We start from the raw sequence: 17448 nt of genomic DNA on the forward strand, positions 1-17448 counted from the left end.
AAATTTGATAAAAGAAATAATAGTGGTTGAAGGAAAATCTGATATATCAGCTGTAAAAAGAGCAGTGGATGCAGAGGTAATAGCAACCAGTGGTCTTGGTATAAATGAAAATATAATTAAGATTATAAAGAAAGCTTCTAAAAACAGAGGTATAATAATTTTGACGGATCCTGATTTTCCGGGCAAAAAAATCAGAAATATTCTTTCAGAGGAAATAGAAAATTGCAAGCACGCATATATATCCAGAGATAAGGCAAAAAAGGATGGCGACATAGGTGTTGAAAATGCATCTCCGGAGGATATCAGAGAAGCGCTAAAAAATGCAAGAGCAGAAATTTCAGACAGCGTTGGGGAATTTACAAATAAAGATATGATTTATTACGGTCTTGCAGGTAATGACAATGCTTCAAAAAGGAGAGGATTTCTTGGTGATGAGCTTGCCATAGGCTATTGCAGTGCAAAACAATTTTTAAAAAGATTGAATTCTTTTGGTATTACAAGAGAAGAATTAGAAAAAGCGATAATTAAAGTTGAAAATAACGAGGAATAGATAAATTAATGGATGATAAAAAGCTATATTCACCTAAGGTGATGAAATATATACTTGATAAATACGGATTTAAATTCAGCAAAAGCTTAGGTCAAAATTTTCTTATTGACGGAAATATAATTAATAAAATAGCAGAAACAGCAGAGTTAGATGAAAATTCGGGTGTTTTGGAAATAGGTCCGGGGTTTGGAACACTTACTCAGATTTTATGCGGCAAGGCAAAGAAGGTTGTTGCTGTTGAAGTTGATAAAGGCTTGGTTGAAGTTCACAAGGAAACTTTAAATTTTGACAATCTTAAAATAATTTATGATGACTTTATGAAGGTTAATGTGAATAAGCTGATAGAAGAGGAGTTTAAAGGCCTTGATGTAAAAATAGTAGCAAATCTGCCATATTACATTACAACACCAATAATCATGAAAATATTGGAAGAGGGCTACAAAGTATCCAAAATTGTTGTAATGGTACAAAAGGAAGTTGCACAGAGATTAAATTCACAACCGGGAAGCAAAGAGTTCGGAGCAATAACATTAGCTGTTCAGTACAGAGCAGATACCGACATTGTTATGATTGTGCCTAACACCGTATTTATGCCAAGACCTAAGGTTGATTCGGCGGTTATTGAATTTAATATATTGAACGAGCCAAAGATAAAGGTTAATGATGAAAAACTGATGTTTGATATAATAAAAGCATCATTCGGACAGAGAAGAAAAACATTATTAAACGGCTTAAGTAACAATCTTAAAATTCCTAAGGAAGTAATAAAAACTGCCTTAGAAAATTCAAATATAGATCCCGGCATTAGAGGAGAAAATTTGGGACTTGAGGAATTTGGAAAAATTTCAGATGAAATCAGTAAAATTTTAAAATAATGGGAGGAATATATGATGAAAATTTACACAAAGACAGGTGATAAGGGACAAACGTCTCTGTATGATGGTACAAGAGTAGATAAGGATTCATTGAGAGTAGAATCCTATGGAACAGTTGACGAACTTAATTCATCAATCGGTTTTGCGATGAAATCTGTAGAAGATGAGAAAATAAAAGAAAAGTTAAAGAAAATTCAAATGAGGCTATTCTTTGTAGCAGGTGAATTGGCAACGGTAGAAGAAGGTAAATATGTGTACAAAATAAAGGATGATGATATCACCGCATTAGAAAAGATAATTGATGATTATCTGCCTAAAATAAAAGGTGTTGATAAATTTATAGTGCCCGGCTCATCAAAAGCTGCTGCAGCGCTTCACGTTTCAAGAACAATATGCAGAAGAGCCGAAAGAAGAATATTGGCACTTAAAAGAGAAGAGCCGGTAAGTGATACTCTGTTAAAATTTGTGAACCGTCTGTCTGATGTTCTCTACACCTATGCAAGATACTTGGAAAGTGATTTAGCTATTATGGATTTTGAAAAAAGTTACAATGAAAAGTTGTAAAAATTTTCATAAATTCTTAATATTTGAATTCTTTACAAATAATATATTTATGATATCATATAAAAGTAATATGATTGGAGGAATTTAAATTGAAGCGTTTTTTAAAAGTATTCTTGACTTCGCTCATATGCTTTTCATTGATAGTTACCGGTGGCTTATTTATGCTGACGGGTTTCAATAGCGGCATAAATGTAGAAGCTACAGATATTTTCAATAATATAATAGGTAACAATAAAAATGAAAGAATTAATGTGTTATTATTGGGTTTAGAGCATGAACGTTCTGATACAATAATGGTTGCAAGCTATAATACGAAGACGAAGACAGCTGATATTATATCAATCCCAAGAGATACATACATAGAAAGGGATGGATTTAGAAACAGCGGCAACAATAAAATTAATACTGTTTATACCGTAAAAGGAATAGAAGGTCTTAATGAAATTATTTTAGGTATAACAGGCATGAAAATTGACAAATACGTTACTGTTGACTATGACGGTGTAAGAGCAGCCGTTGATGCAGTAGGAGGAGTGGAGGTAGATGTACCGTTCCATATGAGATATACAGATCCTTACTCAGACCCACCGTTAGATATCAATATACCTGCGGGAGAACAGCTGATTAAGGGTGACAGAGCAATGGAGTTTTTAAGATTCAGAAAAACCAATTATGCAGGTTATCGAGGATATGCAGAAGGTGACTTAGGAAGAATAGAAGCTCAGCAGGGTTTTATTAAAGCAGCTATAAAGAAAGCTTTATCATTTAGATTGCCTAAGGTAGTAAGCGAGGTATATCCCCACGTGAAAACAGATTTTGCTTTAACGGAAGTAACCTCATTAGCAGTGAGCAGTGTGGGACTTTCTGTTGATAATATAAACTTTCATACTTTGCCGGGAGCACCTAAAACAATAAATGATATTTCATTTTATATAATTAATCAAGAGGAAACGAAAAACTTGGTATATAGTATACTTGATATAGAATAAAAAACGCCTAATCGGCGTTTTTTAAATAAAATTAATAAATATCTCTGTCTGTAGGCGGTTGATTATTTATAAGCATTTTTTCGCCCATTCGTACCATTTCTCTTACACTTAATCCATTAACAACAGCAGGATACATTTCTGAAGTTGAATTTTTTAAAACAGGCACACCTAAATCCTGAGCTATTTCCATTTTTAAATTGTTAACAGCTTGCTGGGCTTCAGGAACTACTAATTTATTTCTGTTACTCATTTTTTACAGCTCCTTTATGATTATTTACCTACACAAGCTCCAATTTTCATATGAAGCTATAAAATTATTATTAACCTAAAAAAATAATATAAACTGAAAAATATTTCAAAAAATAAAAATAATATGAAAAAAAATGAGCAGAAACTGAATTAACAGAAACTGCTCATTATAAATTCAGTTTTCCCTATCACTACGTTCAGGATAGGCGACTGACACCAAATCTCGCATACAGCATAAGCGACTGACACCAAATTAAAATTTGGGTCATCTGCTTAAAGACTTGGGTCATCTGCTTTCCCCTATCGCTTATCTTGGAACTGTAATAGGTGTTTTCAGGCAAAATTCGCATTTATCCAAAAATCTTTTTCTTCCGCCGGTGCCTGCAACCTCTTTACGAAAGCGTCTTCCACCAGTGCCTAATACATTATCGCATCTGAAATCGCCTGTACCTGCAACATCTTCAAAACAGAAGCATCGTCTTCCGCCGGTGCCTGCTACGCCTGTACACTGTCCTGTGCCGTCGATGCATCCGGGTCCTCTTAAAGCAATTCTTTGAATTCCGAATGTACCCATTACTTGGCCGCAATCTCCGGACCTATTAATAAATCTATCACAACTCATAATAACACCTTATTCTATTTTATTTGAGTCAAGCTCAATATTATCATATTCGACAGTTTATAAAGTGTTACGACATACATCTTTAAATTTTTTAGAAATTTCTTTTTTTCTGCAACTATCACACAATATTTCGTATTCACCAATTCTATTTTTTATAAATTCTATGGATTCTTTTGTAGTACAATACTTACCGCACATAGAGCATTTAACTAATTCAAACTTCTTGTTCCATATAGTTCTGATACCTTCTTCATCCTTCAAGTTGATTGCTTTGGTTGGGCATACCTCTGCACAAGCACCACATCCGATACAATCCTTAGATGCATCATCATAAGGAGTGGATACTTTTTTTGAAGTTCCTCTGTTTACTAATGATATAGATTTTGTTCCCATTTTTTCGCATGCTTTTACACATAAGCCACACAATATGCAGTTTTCTGTGCCGGTACTGTCAATATACTTATGAGGTGCAATGATGTTATAATCCATGGATAATTTATTTATGTATTCGTTGTTAGGAGCTCTTAATAAAAGAAGCAGAATTATATCTTTTCTTAACTTTCTGATGTTTTCAGAATCGGTAAAAACTTCAATTCCGTCTTTTATAGGGTATACGCATGCAGAAACGGTTTTAACCTTATTTTTATCTTTTACTTCAACCATACATAATCTGCATCTGCCTTGTCCCTCAAAACCTTTTTTATGGCACAAATTGGGAATATCAATGTGATTTCTTTTAGCAAGTTCCATTAAAGTTTCACCTTTATAACCATCATACAGATTACCGTTTATTTTAATTTTCATTTTTTGCACCTCCAATCTTAATAGAATCTGTAGGACAGATTTGATAGCAGGTACCGCACTTAATGCAGATTGTGTCATTAATTAAATGAGGTTCTTTTGAATTTCCTGTTATCGCATTTACAGGACATTTTCTTTCGCATAATCCGCAACCTATACATTCTTCTTCTGATATAAAGTATGTAGTTAGATTTTTGCACACTCCTGCAGTGCATTTTTTATTTTCTATATGGTCAATATATTCGTCTCTAAAATACTTTAATGTAGTTATGACAGGATTAGGAGCAGTTTTGCCAAGTCCGCATAGAGATGCAGACATAATTGTTTCGCTTAATTGTTCAAGCAGATTCAAATCTTCTAAGTCAGCATTGCCTTCTGTTATATTATTGAGTATATTAAGCATCATTTTGATACCTTCTCTGCATGTAGTGCATTTACCGCAGGATTCCTCAGATAAAAACTCCATGTAATATTTTGCAAGGTCAACCATACATGTTGTATCATCCATAACTATAACTCCGCCTGAGCCCATCATCGAGCCGATGTTGCTTAATGAATCAAAGTTAAGTGATATATCCAAAAATTCTTTAGGTATACATCCTCCGGAAGGACCTCCTGTTTGAGCTGCTTTAAAAGATCTGTCTTTAATAATGCCGCCTCCTATGCTGTAAATCAGCTCTCTTAATGTTGTTCCCATTGGGATTTCAACCAATCCTGTGTTTTTAACCTTTCCGACCAATGAAAATACCTTTGTTCCTGAATTATTATCAGTTCCTATATTTTTAAACCAATCAGCTCCATTAAGTATAATGGGTGGTATGTTTGCCCATGTTTCAACATTGTTTAAAACTGTAGGTTTATTCCAAAGGCCTTTTTCAACGCTTCTAATATATTTAGCTCTTGGCTCACCTACGTTGCCTTCAATTGATGCCATCAGAGCGCTTGACTCACCACATACAAATGCGCCACCGCCTCTTACGATTTCTAAATCAAAATCGTAACCGCTTTTAAGAATATTGTTTCCTAAGTATCCTTGTTCTTTTGCACTATTGATTGCTTTTTGCATGTTTTTTCTTGCAAGTTCGTATTCATCCCTGATATAGAGATAACCCTTATTAGAGTCAACAGCGAAAGCACAGATAATCATACCTTCAATTACAGTAAAAGGATCTCCCTCCATAATGCTTCTATCCATAAAAGCACCAGGGTCGCCTTCGTCACCATTACAAACGACATATTTTGGATTATTATTGTAATTAGCGCAGCTTCTCCATTTGCTGCCGGTAGGGAATCCGGCGCCGCCTCTTCCTCTTAATCCGGACAATTCAACTTCTTTAATAATTTCCTCAGAACTCATTGACGTAAGAGTTTTTTTGAGAGCTTTAAAACCGTCTCTTTCTATATAATCTTCAATACTGTTGGGGTCTGTTTCACCGATGTTTCTGAGAGCAATTTTATGCTGGTGTTTATAAAAAGAAGCATCCTTATGAGATACAATTCTTTTTTTAGAGTTAGTGTCAAAATATAAAAGTCTTTCTATTATTTCTCCATTTAATATGGTCTTATTAATAATTTCTTCTACATCGTTTTCTGATACCTTGAAATAAGATATATCATCCGGTAGTATTTTAACAACTGGACCTTTTTCGCACAATCCATTACATCCTGTCGGTTTTATGGACGGCTCGATTTCTATATCGGTGTTTAACAGCAAATCTATAAATTTTTCATAAACTTTATAGCTGTCGTTAGCCAAACAGCCTGTACCGCAACAGACTAATATTTTACGCATAAGCTGCCTCCTTATATTCATCAAGAATCAGCTTTACTTTTTCCTTTGTCACGGCACCATAGTATTTACCGTCCACGACCATGACAGGAGCTAAAGCACAAGCACCGAGACAATTTACTATTTCTATTGAAAATAATCCATCCTCTGTTGTTTCACCTAAAGAAATGTCAAGATATTCTGTTAATTCTTCTATCAATGTGTTAGAACCCCTGATGTGACAAGCTGTTCCATTGCACACCTTTATAACATATTTTCCTTTAGGCTTCAAGCTCAAAGCCTTATAAAAGGTTGCCATGCTGTAAATTTCGCTGACCGGCAATCCTAAATATTCAGCAACATAATTAATAGTATCTCTGGGTATAAATCCGTAATTATTTTGAACATCCTGCAGAATTGCTAATGTGTGTTGCTTTTCTGGCGGGTATTTCTTAATTAATTCAATTGATTCTTTATAATCGTTAATAGATTTAAGTTCCACTATGTCACCACCTAAAATAAAAATTCATAAGATGCAATGGTATACCATTGCATCTTATTTACACTTACAGTATAAGCGACCGACACCAAATCTCACATACAGCATAAGCGACTGACACTAAATTAAGATTTGGGTCGTCTGCTTAAAAGGCTTCTGCTAATTTTCTGTTAATAAGTGATAATTCTTCGAGTTTTTCTTCAGTAGGAATACCTTCCATATCCCAGCCTCTAATCTGATAATATTCATCAAGCATAGCTATCAGTTCAGTAACTTTTCCTATGGATGGCCCGCTTGTTACCGGTTCGTTAAGTAATCTTGGAGGAAGCAAATCATCCTGTCTTGTTAACCCGGCTTCAAGGTTAAAAAGCTTTTCAAGGTTCCAAATTCTTTCACCGGCCATCAACAATTCCTCATCAGACATTTCTATACCGGTAGTTCCTCTTAACATGCTTGATATTTCAGGCAAACCGATTGCAAAAGTTGAGAACAGACATATATCAGATGAATCAACAAGAGCAGTTAAGTCTTGGAATAATTTTACCAGCGGTGCTTTTCCTTCGGTTGTTAGAGGGTCAGTCTTCATTGGTATTCCGAGAACTTCGGTTGAAGTTACATATCCTCTAACATGGCAACCGCCTCGGTTGCTTGTTGCGTAAGAGAGTCCCATTCCTTGTATAGCTCTTCCGTCATAAGCAGGCATTTCTTGTTTTTTAACTGTCATAGAGAATTCAGGATGACCGTATTTTTCGGCTAATCTGTAGGAACCAAGAGCTAATAAATTTCCAAAGCCTTCTCTTGTACCCGTCTTTTCAGTCCACTCCAAAATGCTGTCGGCATCACCGAATTTTAACTGCTTGCCTCCAAGCTCTTCATCTGTAATATAACCTTTTTCATAAAGTTCCATAGCACATGCGATTGTAGCCCCCATTGTTATAGGGTCTAAACCAAGCATATTGCACACATGGTTCGCCTTGTTTATAGTATTTAAGTCGCTTACTCCGCAGGATGCACCGTACGCCCAGGCAGCTTCGTATTCAGGACCGCCAACTATTCCTTTATATTCACCGTCAGGAATTTTAATAACTCTGCCACATCCAATCGGACATGCATAGCAAGCTTTATTTTTAACCAAGTAATGTTCGTTTAGATACTCACCGCTTATTTTTTCACCATCTTCAAATCTTGAAAACAGCCAATTGTTAGTAGGAAGAGCATGCATTTCATTTAATATATTAACCAAAATTTCTGTTCCGAAGGTTGCAAGTCCGCCGCCTATTCCTGTTACACCATTTGCATTAACCTTCTGTTTTGCGTCGGCTGCCGCTTCATTAAACTGTTCTTTATTTGCTACATTGATACCTTTTGTTCCTTTAACAACTACTGCCTTTAGATTTTTAGACCCCATAACTGCTCCAAGCCCTGATCTTCCTGCTGCCCTGTCCTTGTCGTTCATAACAGCTGCAAAAAGCACAAGATTTTCTCCTGCGGGGCCGATACATGCTATCTTCGCATCCTCTTCGTTCTCTTTTAATAAAGTATCAGTTGTTTCAAAAACATTTTTACCCCATAAATGAGCAGCGCTTTTTAATTCAACTATGTCATCATTTATATGTAAATAAACTAATTCTTTTGATTTGCCTTCAAATATTATTCCGTCATATCCTGCAAATTTTAATTCTGGTCCCCAATATCCTCCGGAATTTGCTGCACCGATTGTACCCGTTAAAGGAGCCTTTGCTACTACATTAAATCTTCCGGCACAGGTTGCATATGTTCCGGTCATCGGTCCGGTCATGAATATAAGTTTGTTTTCAGGGCTTAATGCATCTATTTCAGGGTCTATTTCTTCGTATAAGTATTTAGAACCAAGACCTCTGCCTCCTATATATTCTTTTGCATAGTCCATGTTCAGCTTTTCGATTTTGATACTTTTATCAGTTAGATTTACTCTTATTAATTTTTCAGTATAGCCTTTCATTTATTTAGCCCCCTCTCCATATGCCACTTTGAACTGGTTGGCAAGTATTTTTCTCTTATCCAAGGTGCTGTCTAATTCTTTGTATTCAATTGCTTTGAAGCTGCACATTTTTACACACTCGGGGTCACCGCCGCACATATCGCATTTTATAACACTTTTCAATCTTGAGCTGTAGGTCATATTACCAAATGGACATGCACTCACACACATTTTGCATCCGATACATTTTTCTTTGTCGTAATTTACTATACCTGTCTTTTCATCTTTTGTTAGAGCATTAACCATACATACCGTCATACAATGAGGCTCATCACATTGCATGCACATCATAGGAACCTGCAGACCGACCTCGTCAAAAAACAACACAGAAACAGCAGAATCCTTAGGGTTAAAGTTATCGTACTTGCTGTAAGAACATGCAAGCTCACATATTCTGCAGCCGGTACATTTTTCAGGTGAAACAACTAAACCTTTTGACATAAAAATAAAACCTCCTTAGTGTAATATAAATATTTAATATTAATTAGTGCATTAATACTAATCAACCGTTAAAAAGAAACTTAAGCTCAACAAACAATAAGAGATATGATTGTGGGTAACCTTGTTTCAATTGCAATAAAAAGACACAAATTAACTTAGTTAATTTGTGTCCCTTTGCGCAATGGCAGGTGTAAAAATTGCTTTTTACGCCCTAACGTTCATAGAGGCCATTAAGGTCAGCTGTGAATCGGAACATTATCCTCCTGCAACAGGAGGAAATATAGAAAGAATATCTCCGTCACTTAATATATATTCAGAATTTCGGTATTCGCCGTTTACTAAAATCATTCCTATTTCATCTTTATTAATATTAAGAGAATTAAGAATGTTTGTAATTTTGTCCCCATTATCATAGGTTAAACGTTTGCATTTCCAGCGTCCTTTTCTAAAAGATGCAAACAGTCTTATTTCAACTTCCATAAATATCACCTTTCTATATATTATACAGCAAGGCAAACGATATTACAACTCTTTTCATATAAAGTTTTAAAAGACAATAAAGTTTTTATTTATTGGAGTGGTAAGCAAGTAACCATACTGGTGAAAATGTTATGACCAATACCACTTATGGACTGAGATGTTATTCTCGGTCTCTTTATTTAAGTAAGTGAAAGCTCAAAAATTAATAAATTGTTAATAATTAGTTTATAGTTATTCAAGACTAATAATGTATTATGTAAATATATAATACATAAACGTTTATGATTTTAGAGTGATTAATTATATATCGGAGGAAGGAAAATGAATTTTAATAAAAAATCAGCTATCGTTGCGGTTTTTGTTCTTGGTGTATTGATTTTTGCAACATCAGCCTTTGCGGATATTATGCTTGGTTCGGGATATCACAGCTTGAAAAATTCCGCAAAGATAACAGCGGAAAAATTGTCAAATGAGGTTGACAACTTTAGTGTTGATGTTATTGTATCTATAAAAGTTGACGGTAAGACTTATGTGGAATCAACTGATAATACAAAATTTGACATTGCAAAACAAGCCCAGGAAACAAGCGGAAAAAATCTTGAAAAAGGTGAAATAAGGGAGAGCTACTGGTATAGTGATGAAAATCAGTCTATACATAAAAATTTTAAGGATGGTTCATATAATGTTACTGAGAAACAAGAATCTGATAACAATAACAGAAAAATATTTGAAAATCCTTTTGAAGAAGAACGAGTTACTGATGCAGAAAAGATTATGGATGCTTTTGTAGGAAGCTTAGAGGATGTTATTCAAATCGAAGAATCGGGCGGAAAGAAAATGTATATGGGAAATATATCAGACGCAGAAATCCCACCTCTTGTTAATGCTGTTTCATCCTTTATGTTAAAATATTCAATAATCAGTGAGCATACAGCAAAAAGGCTGAATATTCCATATCCTAAATCAAATATATTTGTTATGGATGCATCAGGCAAGGCAATTGAAAACGAAGAGGGAATTATAGAAAGCGGTATTTTTACTGCAAGTATATCCGCGGAGGACAGTAACGGTACTGAACATATTTATACTATAGAATTTTCAATTGACGTAAAAGATATTGATAATACAATTGTTACTGCTCCAAACTTAGATGGACAAAAGGTAACTTATACCAAGGAAGGCTTTGAATTTGATACGAAATATATAGGAAAATATAAAAATGACATTGTAAAAAAAGAGAATAATTCCTTTTCAAAAATAGGTGAAAGAATTGTTGAGATAACCTCTGTCGATGAAGAAAGCATGACAGGCAGATACTATGAAGCTTATAATGAGGGATATGAACCTGATATGATAAGAAACTTTGAGTTTAGTTCAAATTATGGTGAGTCAAGACATTACACCATACTGAACTATACAGACAGTAACGGCGAGAAGCAAAAGGGAATTATTCATCGCGAAGGGTTACAAAATATCAGTGTATCATTTGATGTCGAATTTAGTGAAGATGACGATGGGAATGTGAATGGGTATTCATATTCAAATCATGATGATAATTTTGACAGTCATTTCTTTAGAATATTAGAATAACAGTAAAGGGCGTAAAGGCTTCGGTCTTTTCGCCCCAAAACCATTTTGTCGGGAGGTTATGTTGGATAAAGCAATTATAATTGAAAATCTTTCAAAAAAATATAAAAACAACCGCGGAATACAGGACATTAATCTGGAAATTGACCGCGGGGAAATATTCGGATTTTTAGGACCAAATGGGGCAGGGAAGACTACTGCAATGAAGATTATGGTGGGTCTTATGAAAGCCGACAAGGGCGATGTTGTGTTAAACGGTTATAGAATTTCAGAGGACTATGAAAAGGCAATGAAAAAGGTCGGCTGCATTATAGAGAATGTAACCCCCTTTCCTTATCTGACCGCATATGAAAATATGAAGCTGTGCGGACGGTTTCATGATGATGTGGATGGAGTGAGAATTGATGAATGTCTGGAGATTACAGGGCTTATTAAATATAAAAATGAAAAGATAAAGCACTATTCCTTAGGTATGAAGCAAAGAATCGGCATCGCCATGGCAATTTTATCAAATCCTGAGGTTTTAATTTTGGACGAGCCACTAAATGGCTTGGATGTTGAAGGGATGGTAGAGATGAGAAGATTAATCCTTAATCTGTCAGATCAGCACAAGACAACATTTTTTATATCCAGCCATTTAATACATGATATAGAACTCACATGCAATAAAGTTGGCATTTTATATAATGGTAAACTTTTAGCTGTAGACAGCACACATAATATTTTAAAAAATTATTCTTCTTTGGAGAATTATTATTTAAGTGAGGTAATATGAATGCAGACTCTTAAAGCAATATACATAAATGAAATATTTAAAATGTCTAAAAAGAAAAAGGTCACAGCAGCATTGATATTTTCTTTTTTTTCAGTTATTGTTACAGCAATTGCAGTATATGCCTTAAATAACTTCGCGGGAATAAGTATAACGGGAAGCTCAGAATTTTCAATTATGGTTTTGGCGGTTTTAAGCTACACATTTTTCCCTCTTTTTACTGCTTTTATCTGTATAGATATGTTTGCCGGAGAATTTGCTGATCATACGATTAAATTTACTCTTACAGGACCTGCATCAAGGTTTAAGGTATTTTTGGGGAAAATTCTTGCTATTGCCGGATTCATAATAACTAATCTTATTCTTGTAATGGTCTTATCCCTTGTGGCTTCCTTGTTTATAAACAGAAGTATGCCAAATTTTTTTAAAATATTAATTGCATATATCATGGAATTCTTTCCGGTTTTTATCTTTGCATTGGCGGTTGTCTTGATTTCAAATGTTACAAAGGGAACAACAAGTGCTTTTATGCTTTCTGTTTTTGTGTTTTTGGTGTTTAACGGAGTAGGTTTGGCTTTTCCGCACTTAAAAAGCTTGTTATTTACATCGACCTTTGATTGGTACAGATTGGCCTTAGGTAGCTATATAAATTTCAGCAAGATACTCAGGGTATTTCTAATTTTGCTCGGTTACGGTATAATGTTATTTACAGCAGGGTATTATCTGTTTGAAAATAAAAATATTTAGGATGATTTTATGAATTTAAAACAAAGATTTTTAACACAAAGTATGATGACGCTCATAGGCACAATTATTATTACCGGTTGTGTTGGTTTTGCTTATGTCTATTTTTATAATTTATTACATAAATCCCCCATTTCCGGAAGCTTGGGAGAAGCAGCCATAGTAGTTATGGAAGACGATAATATTATATATAATAATGAGGATTTCAGCACCCTGCAAATTAAAGAAATGCTGATGAATATAAGTGTTAAAAATAATTATTATGACAATGGCGATACAAATTACAGCATAAATGCAGAAAACTTTACAACATTAAGTGGCGATAAATATATGATAATAACCCTTAATCCTATTATAAATACAGATGATAATTATAGATTTCTTATTGTATTTGTTTTTATAACTTTTCTGATAGTCTTTGTTGCAGCAAGTACAGTTGTTCAAAAGCAAAATATGAAAAATATCATAATACCCATTACAAATTTAACAAAGGAAACAGAGAAGTTAAGAACCGGCGAGCTTGAAACAGCAATTACAGATCATGGCTATGGTGAGGTCAAAGAGCTTGGAAGTGCTGTAGAACAGTTGCGTCTTCAACTTAAAAACTCTATATACTATCAGCAAAAATATGATGAAAACAGAAAATTCTTAATATCAAGCATATCACATGATCTTAAAACCCCGGTTACATCCATAAGAGGATATATAGATGGGGTTCTGGACGGCGTTGCTGACACTGACGAAAAGAAGCAGTATTATTTATCAAAAGCTGTTGACAAAACAAAGCTGATAAACACCATGATAGAGGATTTACTGCTGTATTCCAAGCTGGATTTAAATCAAATGCCCTTTGAAAAAGAAAAGGTTAATATTGTGAAATATATGGAAGGCTGTGTTGAGGATAGTTCAGCGGAATTTGAACGTGAGAATAAAAGTATAATTTTAGCGAATGAACTTTCAGCTGTATATTTCGTAATAATAGATAGTGAAAAATTTAAGCGCGTGATACAAAATATATTAGATAATGCTAAGAGAAACATTGAAAAAGAATCCGGTCAACTGAAAATTATATTAAGAGAAACAAATTCATCAGTTATAATAGAGTTTAAGGATAATGGCAAAGGAATCAGCAAGGATGATTTGCCCTATGTTTTTGATAGATTTTACAGAGCGGATACTGCAAGGGCGGTTGAGGGTTCAAGTGGTTTGGGGCTTGCAATCGCAAAGCAGATAGTAGAAGTCTTAGGTGGACGAATTTGGGCAATTTCTGAAATTGGCGAAGGTTCTTCCATCATTATTTCTTTAAAAAAAGTTAATTGAGAGGAAATGATAGCATGAAAAGGATATTAATTATTGAAGATGATAAAAGCATATCAGAGCTGCAAAAGGATTATTTGGAAATGAGCGGCTATGAGGTTGTTTGTGTTTTCGATGGTGATACCGGTCTTGAGCATATAAAAAACGATAGATTTGATCTGGTTATTTTGGATTTGATGCTTCCTCAAAAGGGTGGATTTGATATATTAAAAGAGATATCCGATTCAAAACAAATACCGGTACTTATTGTGTCTGCAAAATCCGATGAAATATATAAAATTAAAGGATTAAACTTAGGTGCTGATGATTACATAACTAAGCCTTTTAGCATGGGTGAATTGGTTGCAAGGGTAAACAGTCACCTAAAAACATATGAAAGGTTTAATAACAATTCAAAGAAAAAACTAATAAGAACAGGAGCGTTATCTATTGATAAAGAAGACCGCAGAGTTTTTATAGAAGATAATGAAGTTTTTTTACCTCAAAAGGAATTTGATTTACTTTTATTTTTAGCTGAAAACCCAAATAGGGTTTTTAGCAAAGAAGAGCTGTTTGAAAAAGTTTGGGGGTATGATGCTTTATCAGATACAACAACAATAACTGTACATATAGCAAGAATAAGAGAAAAAATTGAGACGAACTCTGAAGGTTGTCAGTATATTGAAACCGTATGGGGAGCAGGATATAGATTTAAAATTTAGTATAAAATATTGATTCTTTTATATATAGGTGGAAGGTTTATGGATATGGACTTATTTTTCAAAAGAGTATACACAGTTGCTTTTAGACTTACCGGTGAAGAAGAGCTTGCAGCAGAAATGGCTGCTCATGCAATCATGCATACTGTTAATGAATTGGATGAAGATTATAAAGTAACAGAGAATTTGTTTCAATTAACAATTATAGAACTAATAAAAATATTCCTGAATGTACCGAAGTCACATTGCAATTATAATTTAAAAGGAATTCAAAGGGCTTTATTAGAAATTAAACCTATAAACAGAGCAGTACTAATTTGGAGAGATGTGTTAGGATATTCAATATATGATAACATACCTGTACCAGACTGCACTTATGAAGAACTGCTTGAAGAACTTGTTCGCGGGAGAAAAGTGCTGAAAGAATACATTAGCAGGTATAGAAATTACAAGATATAGGATCACTTGATAAATAAAATATATAAATTCATGGTAATTAGTGGTATAATATTATATGTTCAAGTTAGGTAGTTCATAATTGTAGAATTATGAATTATGAGGTGATAAAAATGTTAAAACGAGCATTAAAAGGTGCTTTAGGCATAGGCTTAGGAGCAACAATAGGAATGGTAATTATTCCAAGAATTATGGATCCAAATTTAAACAAAATATATCCACCCATTTTTGTGCAGGCTGTTGTGCAATTTGTTGCATCGTACATTGTGGCTTTCTTAATTTACTTGCTCTTAGACTATTTTAAATTTAAAAAACAAAAGTAATATCAGAATAATTTTTAAGGGGGTTATATGGGAGAAAAAACGCTTGAATATATAATATCATTTTAGTATTTTTGATTTTTTATATGATAATCAATTTCAAATTTAAAAATTTAATACCGGAAATATATAACAAAATGTTAATTATTGTTATATATTTTATGGTAATAGGTAGATTACGGTATAAAAACGGATTTTTAAATGGATTATACGATTCATTTTACATATTTTTAATTATGGTAGCGGCAATTGTAGTATTCACTGTATTAAAAAAGAATAAAATTTATTATTTCAAGGGAATAGACAAAAAATTTATTAAATCAAGAAATAATGAAATATCACATATATTGCAGGATTATAAAAATAACAATTTAGATGATGAAGCATCCATATACTTTGAAAAGAACAGTATAGTTTTTAATAGGTTAAGTAAGCTGCAAATCAAGGAATGCATATCATTAATCGGAAATTATATTGATGAAAACAAGGAAAAATATACAATTGCTAATTATTTGAATTACTATGTTAAGACAGTAGCTGTCCCTGTTATAATTACATTAGCAGTTGTATTCATATTTATAAAAATTCTTTCTTATCGACCACCCATTGAAGTTTCAGAAAAAATAAATATTAAAATATGATTGCTGATGAAGAATATATTTATTATTTGGATGATATTGAAGAAAAATTATATCGAATGAATTTAAGTGATAAAACGAGTGAACCTCTGTCAAATAGACAAGTACTTAAATTTATTAAAGATGACTGCCATATATATTATACATTAAAAGTTCCTGATGATTCAGATTGGAGATTTAAAGGATTATATAGAATGAATACTGACGGCAGCAATGTTGTAGCCCTTGACGGTGATATCTATTTATATGAGATGGGTATGTGAGTAACCGAAGATTATATTTTCTATGTTGCTACAAATGGTAAGCAACAACCACGTTTAAAAATTATTAATATGGACGGAATTATGATAAAATAGAAACGAATAATGATAATACGTAATTGAGATGAGGCTAAGAGAGGCTGAGATTGTGAAAACAAATAAAGAACGTTTTTTGAATTATGGAGAGTAAGTATTAATATTAATAGAAAACCTACTTATGATAAGTCTCGCCGTAACACATATTATTATAAACTAATTATTAATAGTAAAACTGCTCCTTCCAGATGAAATGAAACCTTATTGGGATGAAGATGCACTTAAAATATGGAATTCTTGCGATTGGTGGGAAAAATATTTTTAAAATCAGATAATTTTTTAAAAAAATTTAAGAGATGGATTGCTTTGAAGAAGCATGGACAGATTGGCTAAATACAGAAAACAAATTTGTTCTTGGAGATAGACCTATAATTAAAACGGATAATCTATAGAAAAATTTTAAATATTTCTTCAGACTGCAGAGACGAAGTACATCAATTTATTATTACAGAAGGTACAAGTTTAAGTATATATAATAATGGAGAAGTAAAGAATAATCAAAATCAAAATATCAGTATAGCATTTGCAGTTGATGATGTAGATGAAGAATATGAAAGATTACTAAAATTAGGGATATATATTATTGATATTCCCAAACTTCAGCCATGGGGAGCAAAGAATATGCATTTTTGTGACCCGGATGGTAATCATATATATTTTAGAAGTATATAAAATTATTGAAAAAGTATCCAAATTAACATT

The 17448-nt window shown here is 33.4% G+C and carries 22 protein-coding genes; 14 read left to right on the forward strand and 8 right to left on the reverse strand.

The annotated features are described in order from the left end of the window. Positions 1 to 4 precede the first annotated feature (4 nt). The 4 genes from rnmV (at position 5) to RT412_RS12555 (ending at position 2978) form a co-directional block, all read left to right on the forward strand. Positions 5 to 550: a ribonuclease M5 gene (rnmV, locus tag RT412_RS12540; RefSeq protein WP_313341207.1), complete on the forward strand. Its 546-nt coding sequence runs from the start codon at positions 5 to 7 to the stop codon at positions 548 to 550. Between the two features lie 8 nt (positions 551 to 558). Next, positions 559 to 1425, forward strand: a complete 867-nt coding sequence (rsmA, locus tag RT412_RS12545) for a 16S rRNA (adenine(1518)-N(6)/adenine(1519)-N(6))-dimethyltransferase RsmA (RefSeq protein ID WP_313341204.1) — start codon at positions 559 to 561, stop codon at positions 1423 to 1425. Between the two features lie 12 nt (positions 1426 to 1437). Beyond that, the gene (locus RT412_RS12550) at positions 1438 to 1989 is read left to right on the forward strand and encodes a cob(I)yrinic acid a,c-diamide adenosyltransferase (RefSeq protein ID WP_313341201.1); all 552 of its coding nucleotides are present in this window, start codon (positions 1438 to 1440) and stop codon (positions 1987 to 1989) included. Positions 1990 to 2078: 89 nt separating this feature from the next. Then, positions 2079 to 2978: an LCP family protein gene (locus RT412_RS12555; RefSeq protein ID WP_313341198.1), complete on the forward strand. Its 900-nt coding sequence runs from the start codon at positions 2079 to 2081 to the stop codon at positions 2976 to 2978. 31 nt (positions 2979 to 3009) lie between these two features. Here RT412_RS12555 and RT412_RS12560 read toward each other — a convergent pair whose 3' ends face one another. The 8 genes from RT412_RS12560 to RT412_RS12595 form a co-directional block, all read right to left on the reverse strand. Then, on the reverse strand, positions 3010 to 3228 hold the full coding sequence (locus RT412_RS12560; protein WP_313341195.1) for a small, acid-soluble spore protein, alpha/beta type: 219 nt from the start codon (positions 3226 to 3228) through the stop codon (positions 3010 to 3012). 306 nt (positions 3229 to 3534) lie between these two features. Then, a complete protein-coding gene (locus RT412_RS12565; protein WP_313341192.1) occupies positions 3535 to 3849 on the reverse strand; it encodes a hypothetical protein in 315 nt (104 codons plus the stop codon). A 57-nt stretch (positions 3850 to 3906) separates the two neighbouring features. Continuing rightward, complete coding sequence (locus tag RT412_RS12570; RefSeq protein ID WP_313341189.1) at positions 3907 to 4653, reverse strand: 2Fe-2S iron-sulfur cluster-binding protein; 747 nt, start codon at positions 4651 to 4653, stop codon at positions 3907 to 3909. Then, complete coding sequence (locus RT412_RS12575; RefSeq protein ID WP_313341186.1) at positions 4643 to 6442, reverse strand: NADH-quinone oxidoreductase subunit NuoF; 1800 nt, start codon at positions 6440 to 6442, stop codon at positions 4643 to 4645. Before RT412_RS12575 ends, RT412_RS12570 begins: the two co-directional genes overlap by 11 nt. Further along, entirely contained in the window at positions 6435 to 6923 is a 489-nt protein-coding gene (nuoE, locus tag RT412_RS12580; protein WP_313370967.1) for an NADH-quinone oxidoreductase subunit NuoE, read from the reverse strand. The genes RT412_RS12575 and nuoE overlap by 8 nt, the downstream gene beginning before the upstream one ends. A gap of 139 nt (positions 6924 to 7062) precedes the next feature. Next, a complete protein-coding gene (locus RT412_RS12585) occupies positions 7063 to 8898 on the reverse strand; it encodes an aldehyde ferredoxin oxidoreductase family protein (RefSeq protein WP_313341180.1) in 1836 nt (611 codons plus the stop codon). Then, a complete protein-coding gene (locus RT412_RS12590) occupies positions 8899 to 9378 on the reverse strand; it encodes a 4Fe-4S dicluster domain-containing protein (RefSeq protein WP_313341177.1) in 480 nt (159 codons plus the stop codon). It lies immediately after the preceding gene. Positions 9379 to 9633: 255 nt separating this feature from the next. Beyond that, on the reverse strand, positions 9634 to 9858 hold the full coding sequence (locus tag RT412_RS12595; RefSeq protein WP_313341174.1) for a MoaD/ThiS family protein: 225 nt from the start codon (positions 9856 to 9858) through the stop codon (positions 9634 to 9636). A gap of 321 nt (positions 9859 to 10179) precedes the next feature. On the opposite strand from RT412_RS12595, the gene RT412_RS12600 reads away from it, so the two are divergent. The 10 genes from RT412_RS12600 (at position 10180) to RT412_RS12645 (ending at position 17418) form a co-directional block, all read left to right on the forward strand. Next, a complete protein-coding gene (locus tag RT412_RS12600; protein WP_313341171.1) occupies positions 10180 to 11448 on the forward strand; it encodes a hypothetical protein in 1269 nt (422 codons plus the stop codon). A 61-nt stretch (positions 11449 to 11509) separates the two neighbouring features. Next, a complete protein-coding gene (locus RT412_RS12605) occupies positions 11510 to 12220 on the forward strand; it encodes an ABC transporter ATP-binding protein (protein ID WP_313341168.1) in 711 nt (236 codons plus the stop codon). Further along, complete coding sequence (locus tag RT412_RS12610) at positions 12221 to 12964, forward strand: ABC transporter permease subunit (RefSeq protein ID WP_313341165.1); 744 nt, start codon at positions 12221 to 12223, stop codon at positions 12962 to 12964. Between the two features lie 9 nt (positions 12965 to 12973). Then, positions 12974 to 14281 (forward strand): HAMP domain-containing sensor histidine kinase, encoded by a 1308-nt coding sequence (locus tag RT412_RS12615; protein WP_313341162.1) that lies wholly within the window; start codon positions 12974 to 12976, stop codon positions 14279 to 14281. 14 nt (positions 14282 to 14295) lie between these two features. Further along, the gene (locus RT412_RS12620; RefSeq protein ID WP_313341159.1) at positions 14296 to 14979 is read left to right on the forward strand and encodes a response regulator transcription factor; all 684 of its coding nucleotides are present in this window, start codon (positions 14296 to 14298) and stop codon (positions 14977 to 14979) included. 39 nt (positions 14980 to 15018) lie between these two features. Beyond that, positions 15019 to 15435, forward strand: coding sequence for a hypothetical protein (locus RT412_RS12625; RefSeq protein WP_313341156.1), 417 nt, complete (start codon positions 15019 to 15021; stop codon positions 15433 to 15435). Between the two features lie 110 nt (positions 15436 to 15545). Beyond that, a complete protein-coding gene (locus tag RT412_RS12630; protein ID WP_313341153.1) occupies positions 15546 to 15755 on the forward strand; it encodes a hypothetical protein in 210 nt (69 codons plus the stop codon). A gap of 134 nt (positions 15756 to 15889) precedes the next feature. After that, positions 15890 to 16393: a hypothetical protein gene (locus RT412_RS12635; protein WP_313413292.1), complete on the forward strand. Its 504-nt coding sequence runs from the start codon at positions 15890 to 15892 to the stop codon at positions 16391 to 16393. Further along, on the forward strand, positions 16390 to 16653 hold the full coding sequence (locus tag RT412_RS12640; RefSeq protein ID WP_313341147.1) for a DUF5050 domain-containing protein: 264 nt from the start codon (positions 16390 to 16392) through the stop codon (positions 16651 to 16653). The genes RT412_RS12635 and RT412_RS12640 overlap by 4 nt, the downstream gene beginning before the upstream one ends. 498 nt (positions 16654 to 17151) lie before the next feature. After that, on the forward strand, positions 17152 to 17418 hold the full coding sequence (locus RT412_RS12645) for a VOC family protein (protein WP_313370363.1): 267 nt from the start codon (positions 17152 to 17154) through the stop codon (positions 17416 to 17418). Positions 17419 to 17448: the final 30 nt, after the last annotated feature.

The organism is Sedimentibacter sp., from assembly GCF_032080165.1.
Taxonomy (GTDB): domain Bacteria; phylum Bacillota; class Clostridia; order Tissierellales; family Sedimentibacteraceae; genus Sedimentibacter.

What these genes read in the sequence shown, in the direction of transcription:
- rsmA (WP_313341204.1), top strand. Translation starts at nt 559, where the DNA reads ATGGATGATAAAAAGCTATATTCACCTAAGGTGATGAAATATATACTT.
- RT412_RS12550 (WP_313341201.1), top strand. Translation starts at nt 1,438, where the DNA reads ATGATGAAAATTTACACAAAGACAGGTGATAAGGGACAAACGTCTCTG.
- RT412_RS12560 (WP_313341195.1), bottom strand. Translation starts at nt 3,228, where the DNA reads ATGAGTAACAGAAATAAATTAGTAGTTCCTGAAGCCCAGCAAGCTGTT.
- RT412_RS12565 (WP_313341192.1), bottom strand. Translation starts at nt 3,849, where the DNA reads ATGAGTTGTGATAGATTTATTAATAGGTCCGGAGATTGCGGCCAAGTA.
- RT412_RS12570 (WP_313341189.1), bottom strand. Translation starts at nt 4,653, where the DNA reads ATGAAAATTAAAATAAACGGTAATCTGTATGATGGTTATAAAGGTGAA.
- RT412_RS12575 (WP_313341186.1), bottom strand. Translation starts at nt 6,442, where the DNA reads ATGCGTAAAATATTAGTCTGTTGCGGTACAGGCTGTTTGGCTAACGAC.
- RT412_RS12585 (WP_313341180.1), bottom strand. Translation starts at nt 8,898, where the DNA reads ATGAAAGGCTATACTGAAAAATTAATAAGAGTAAATCTAACTGATAAA.
- RT412_RS12590 (WP_313341177.1), bottom strand. Translation starts at nt 9,378, where the DNA reads ATGTCAAAAGGTTTAGTTGTTTCACCTGAAAAATGTACCGGCTGCAGA.
- RT412_RS12595 (WP_313341174.1), bottom strand. Translation starts at nt 9,858, where the DNA reads ATGGAAGTTGAAATAAGACTGTTTGCATCTTTTAGAAAAGGACGCTGG.
- RT412_RS12600 (WP_313341171.1), top strand. Translation starts at nt 10,180, where the DNA reads ATGAATTTTAATAAAAAATCAGCTATCGTTGCGGTTTTTGTTCTTGGT.
- RT412_RS12610 (WP_313341165.1), top strand. Translation starts at nt 12,221, where the DNA reads ATGCAGACTCTTAAAGCAATATACATAAATGAAATATTTAAAATGTCT.
- RT412_RS12615 (WP_313341162.1), top strand. Translation starts at nt 12,974, where the DNA reads ATGAATTTAAAACAAAGATTTTTAACACAAAGTATGATGACGCTCATA.
- RT412_RS12620 (WP_313341159.1), top strand. Translation starts at nt 14,296, where the DNA reads ATGAAAAGGATATTAATTATTGAAGATGATAAAAGCATATCAGAGCTG.
- RT412_RS12625 (WP_313341156.1), top strand. Translation starts at nt 15,019, where the DNA reads ATGGATATGGACTTATTTTTCAAAAGAGTATACACAGTTGCTTTTAGA.
- RT412_RS12630 (WP_313341153.1), top strand. Translation starts at nt 15,546, where the DNA reads ATGTTAAAACGAGCATTAAAAGGTGCTTTAGGCATAGGCTTAGGAGCA.
- RT412_RS12635 (WP_313413292.1), top strand. Translation starts at nt 15,890, where the DNA reads ATGTTAATTATTGTTATATATTTTATGGTAATAGGTAGATTACGGTAT.
- RT412_RS12640 (WP_313341147.1), top strand. Translation starts at nt 16,390, where the DNA reads ATGATTGCTGATGAAGAATATATTTATTATTTGGATGATATTGAAGAA.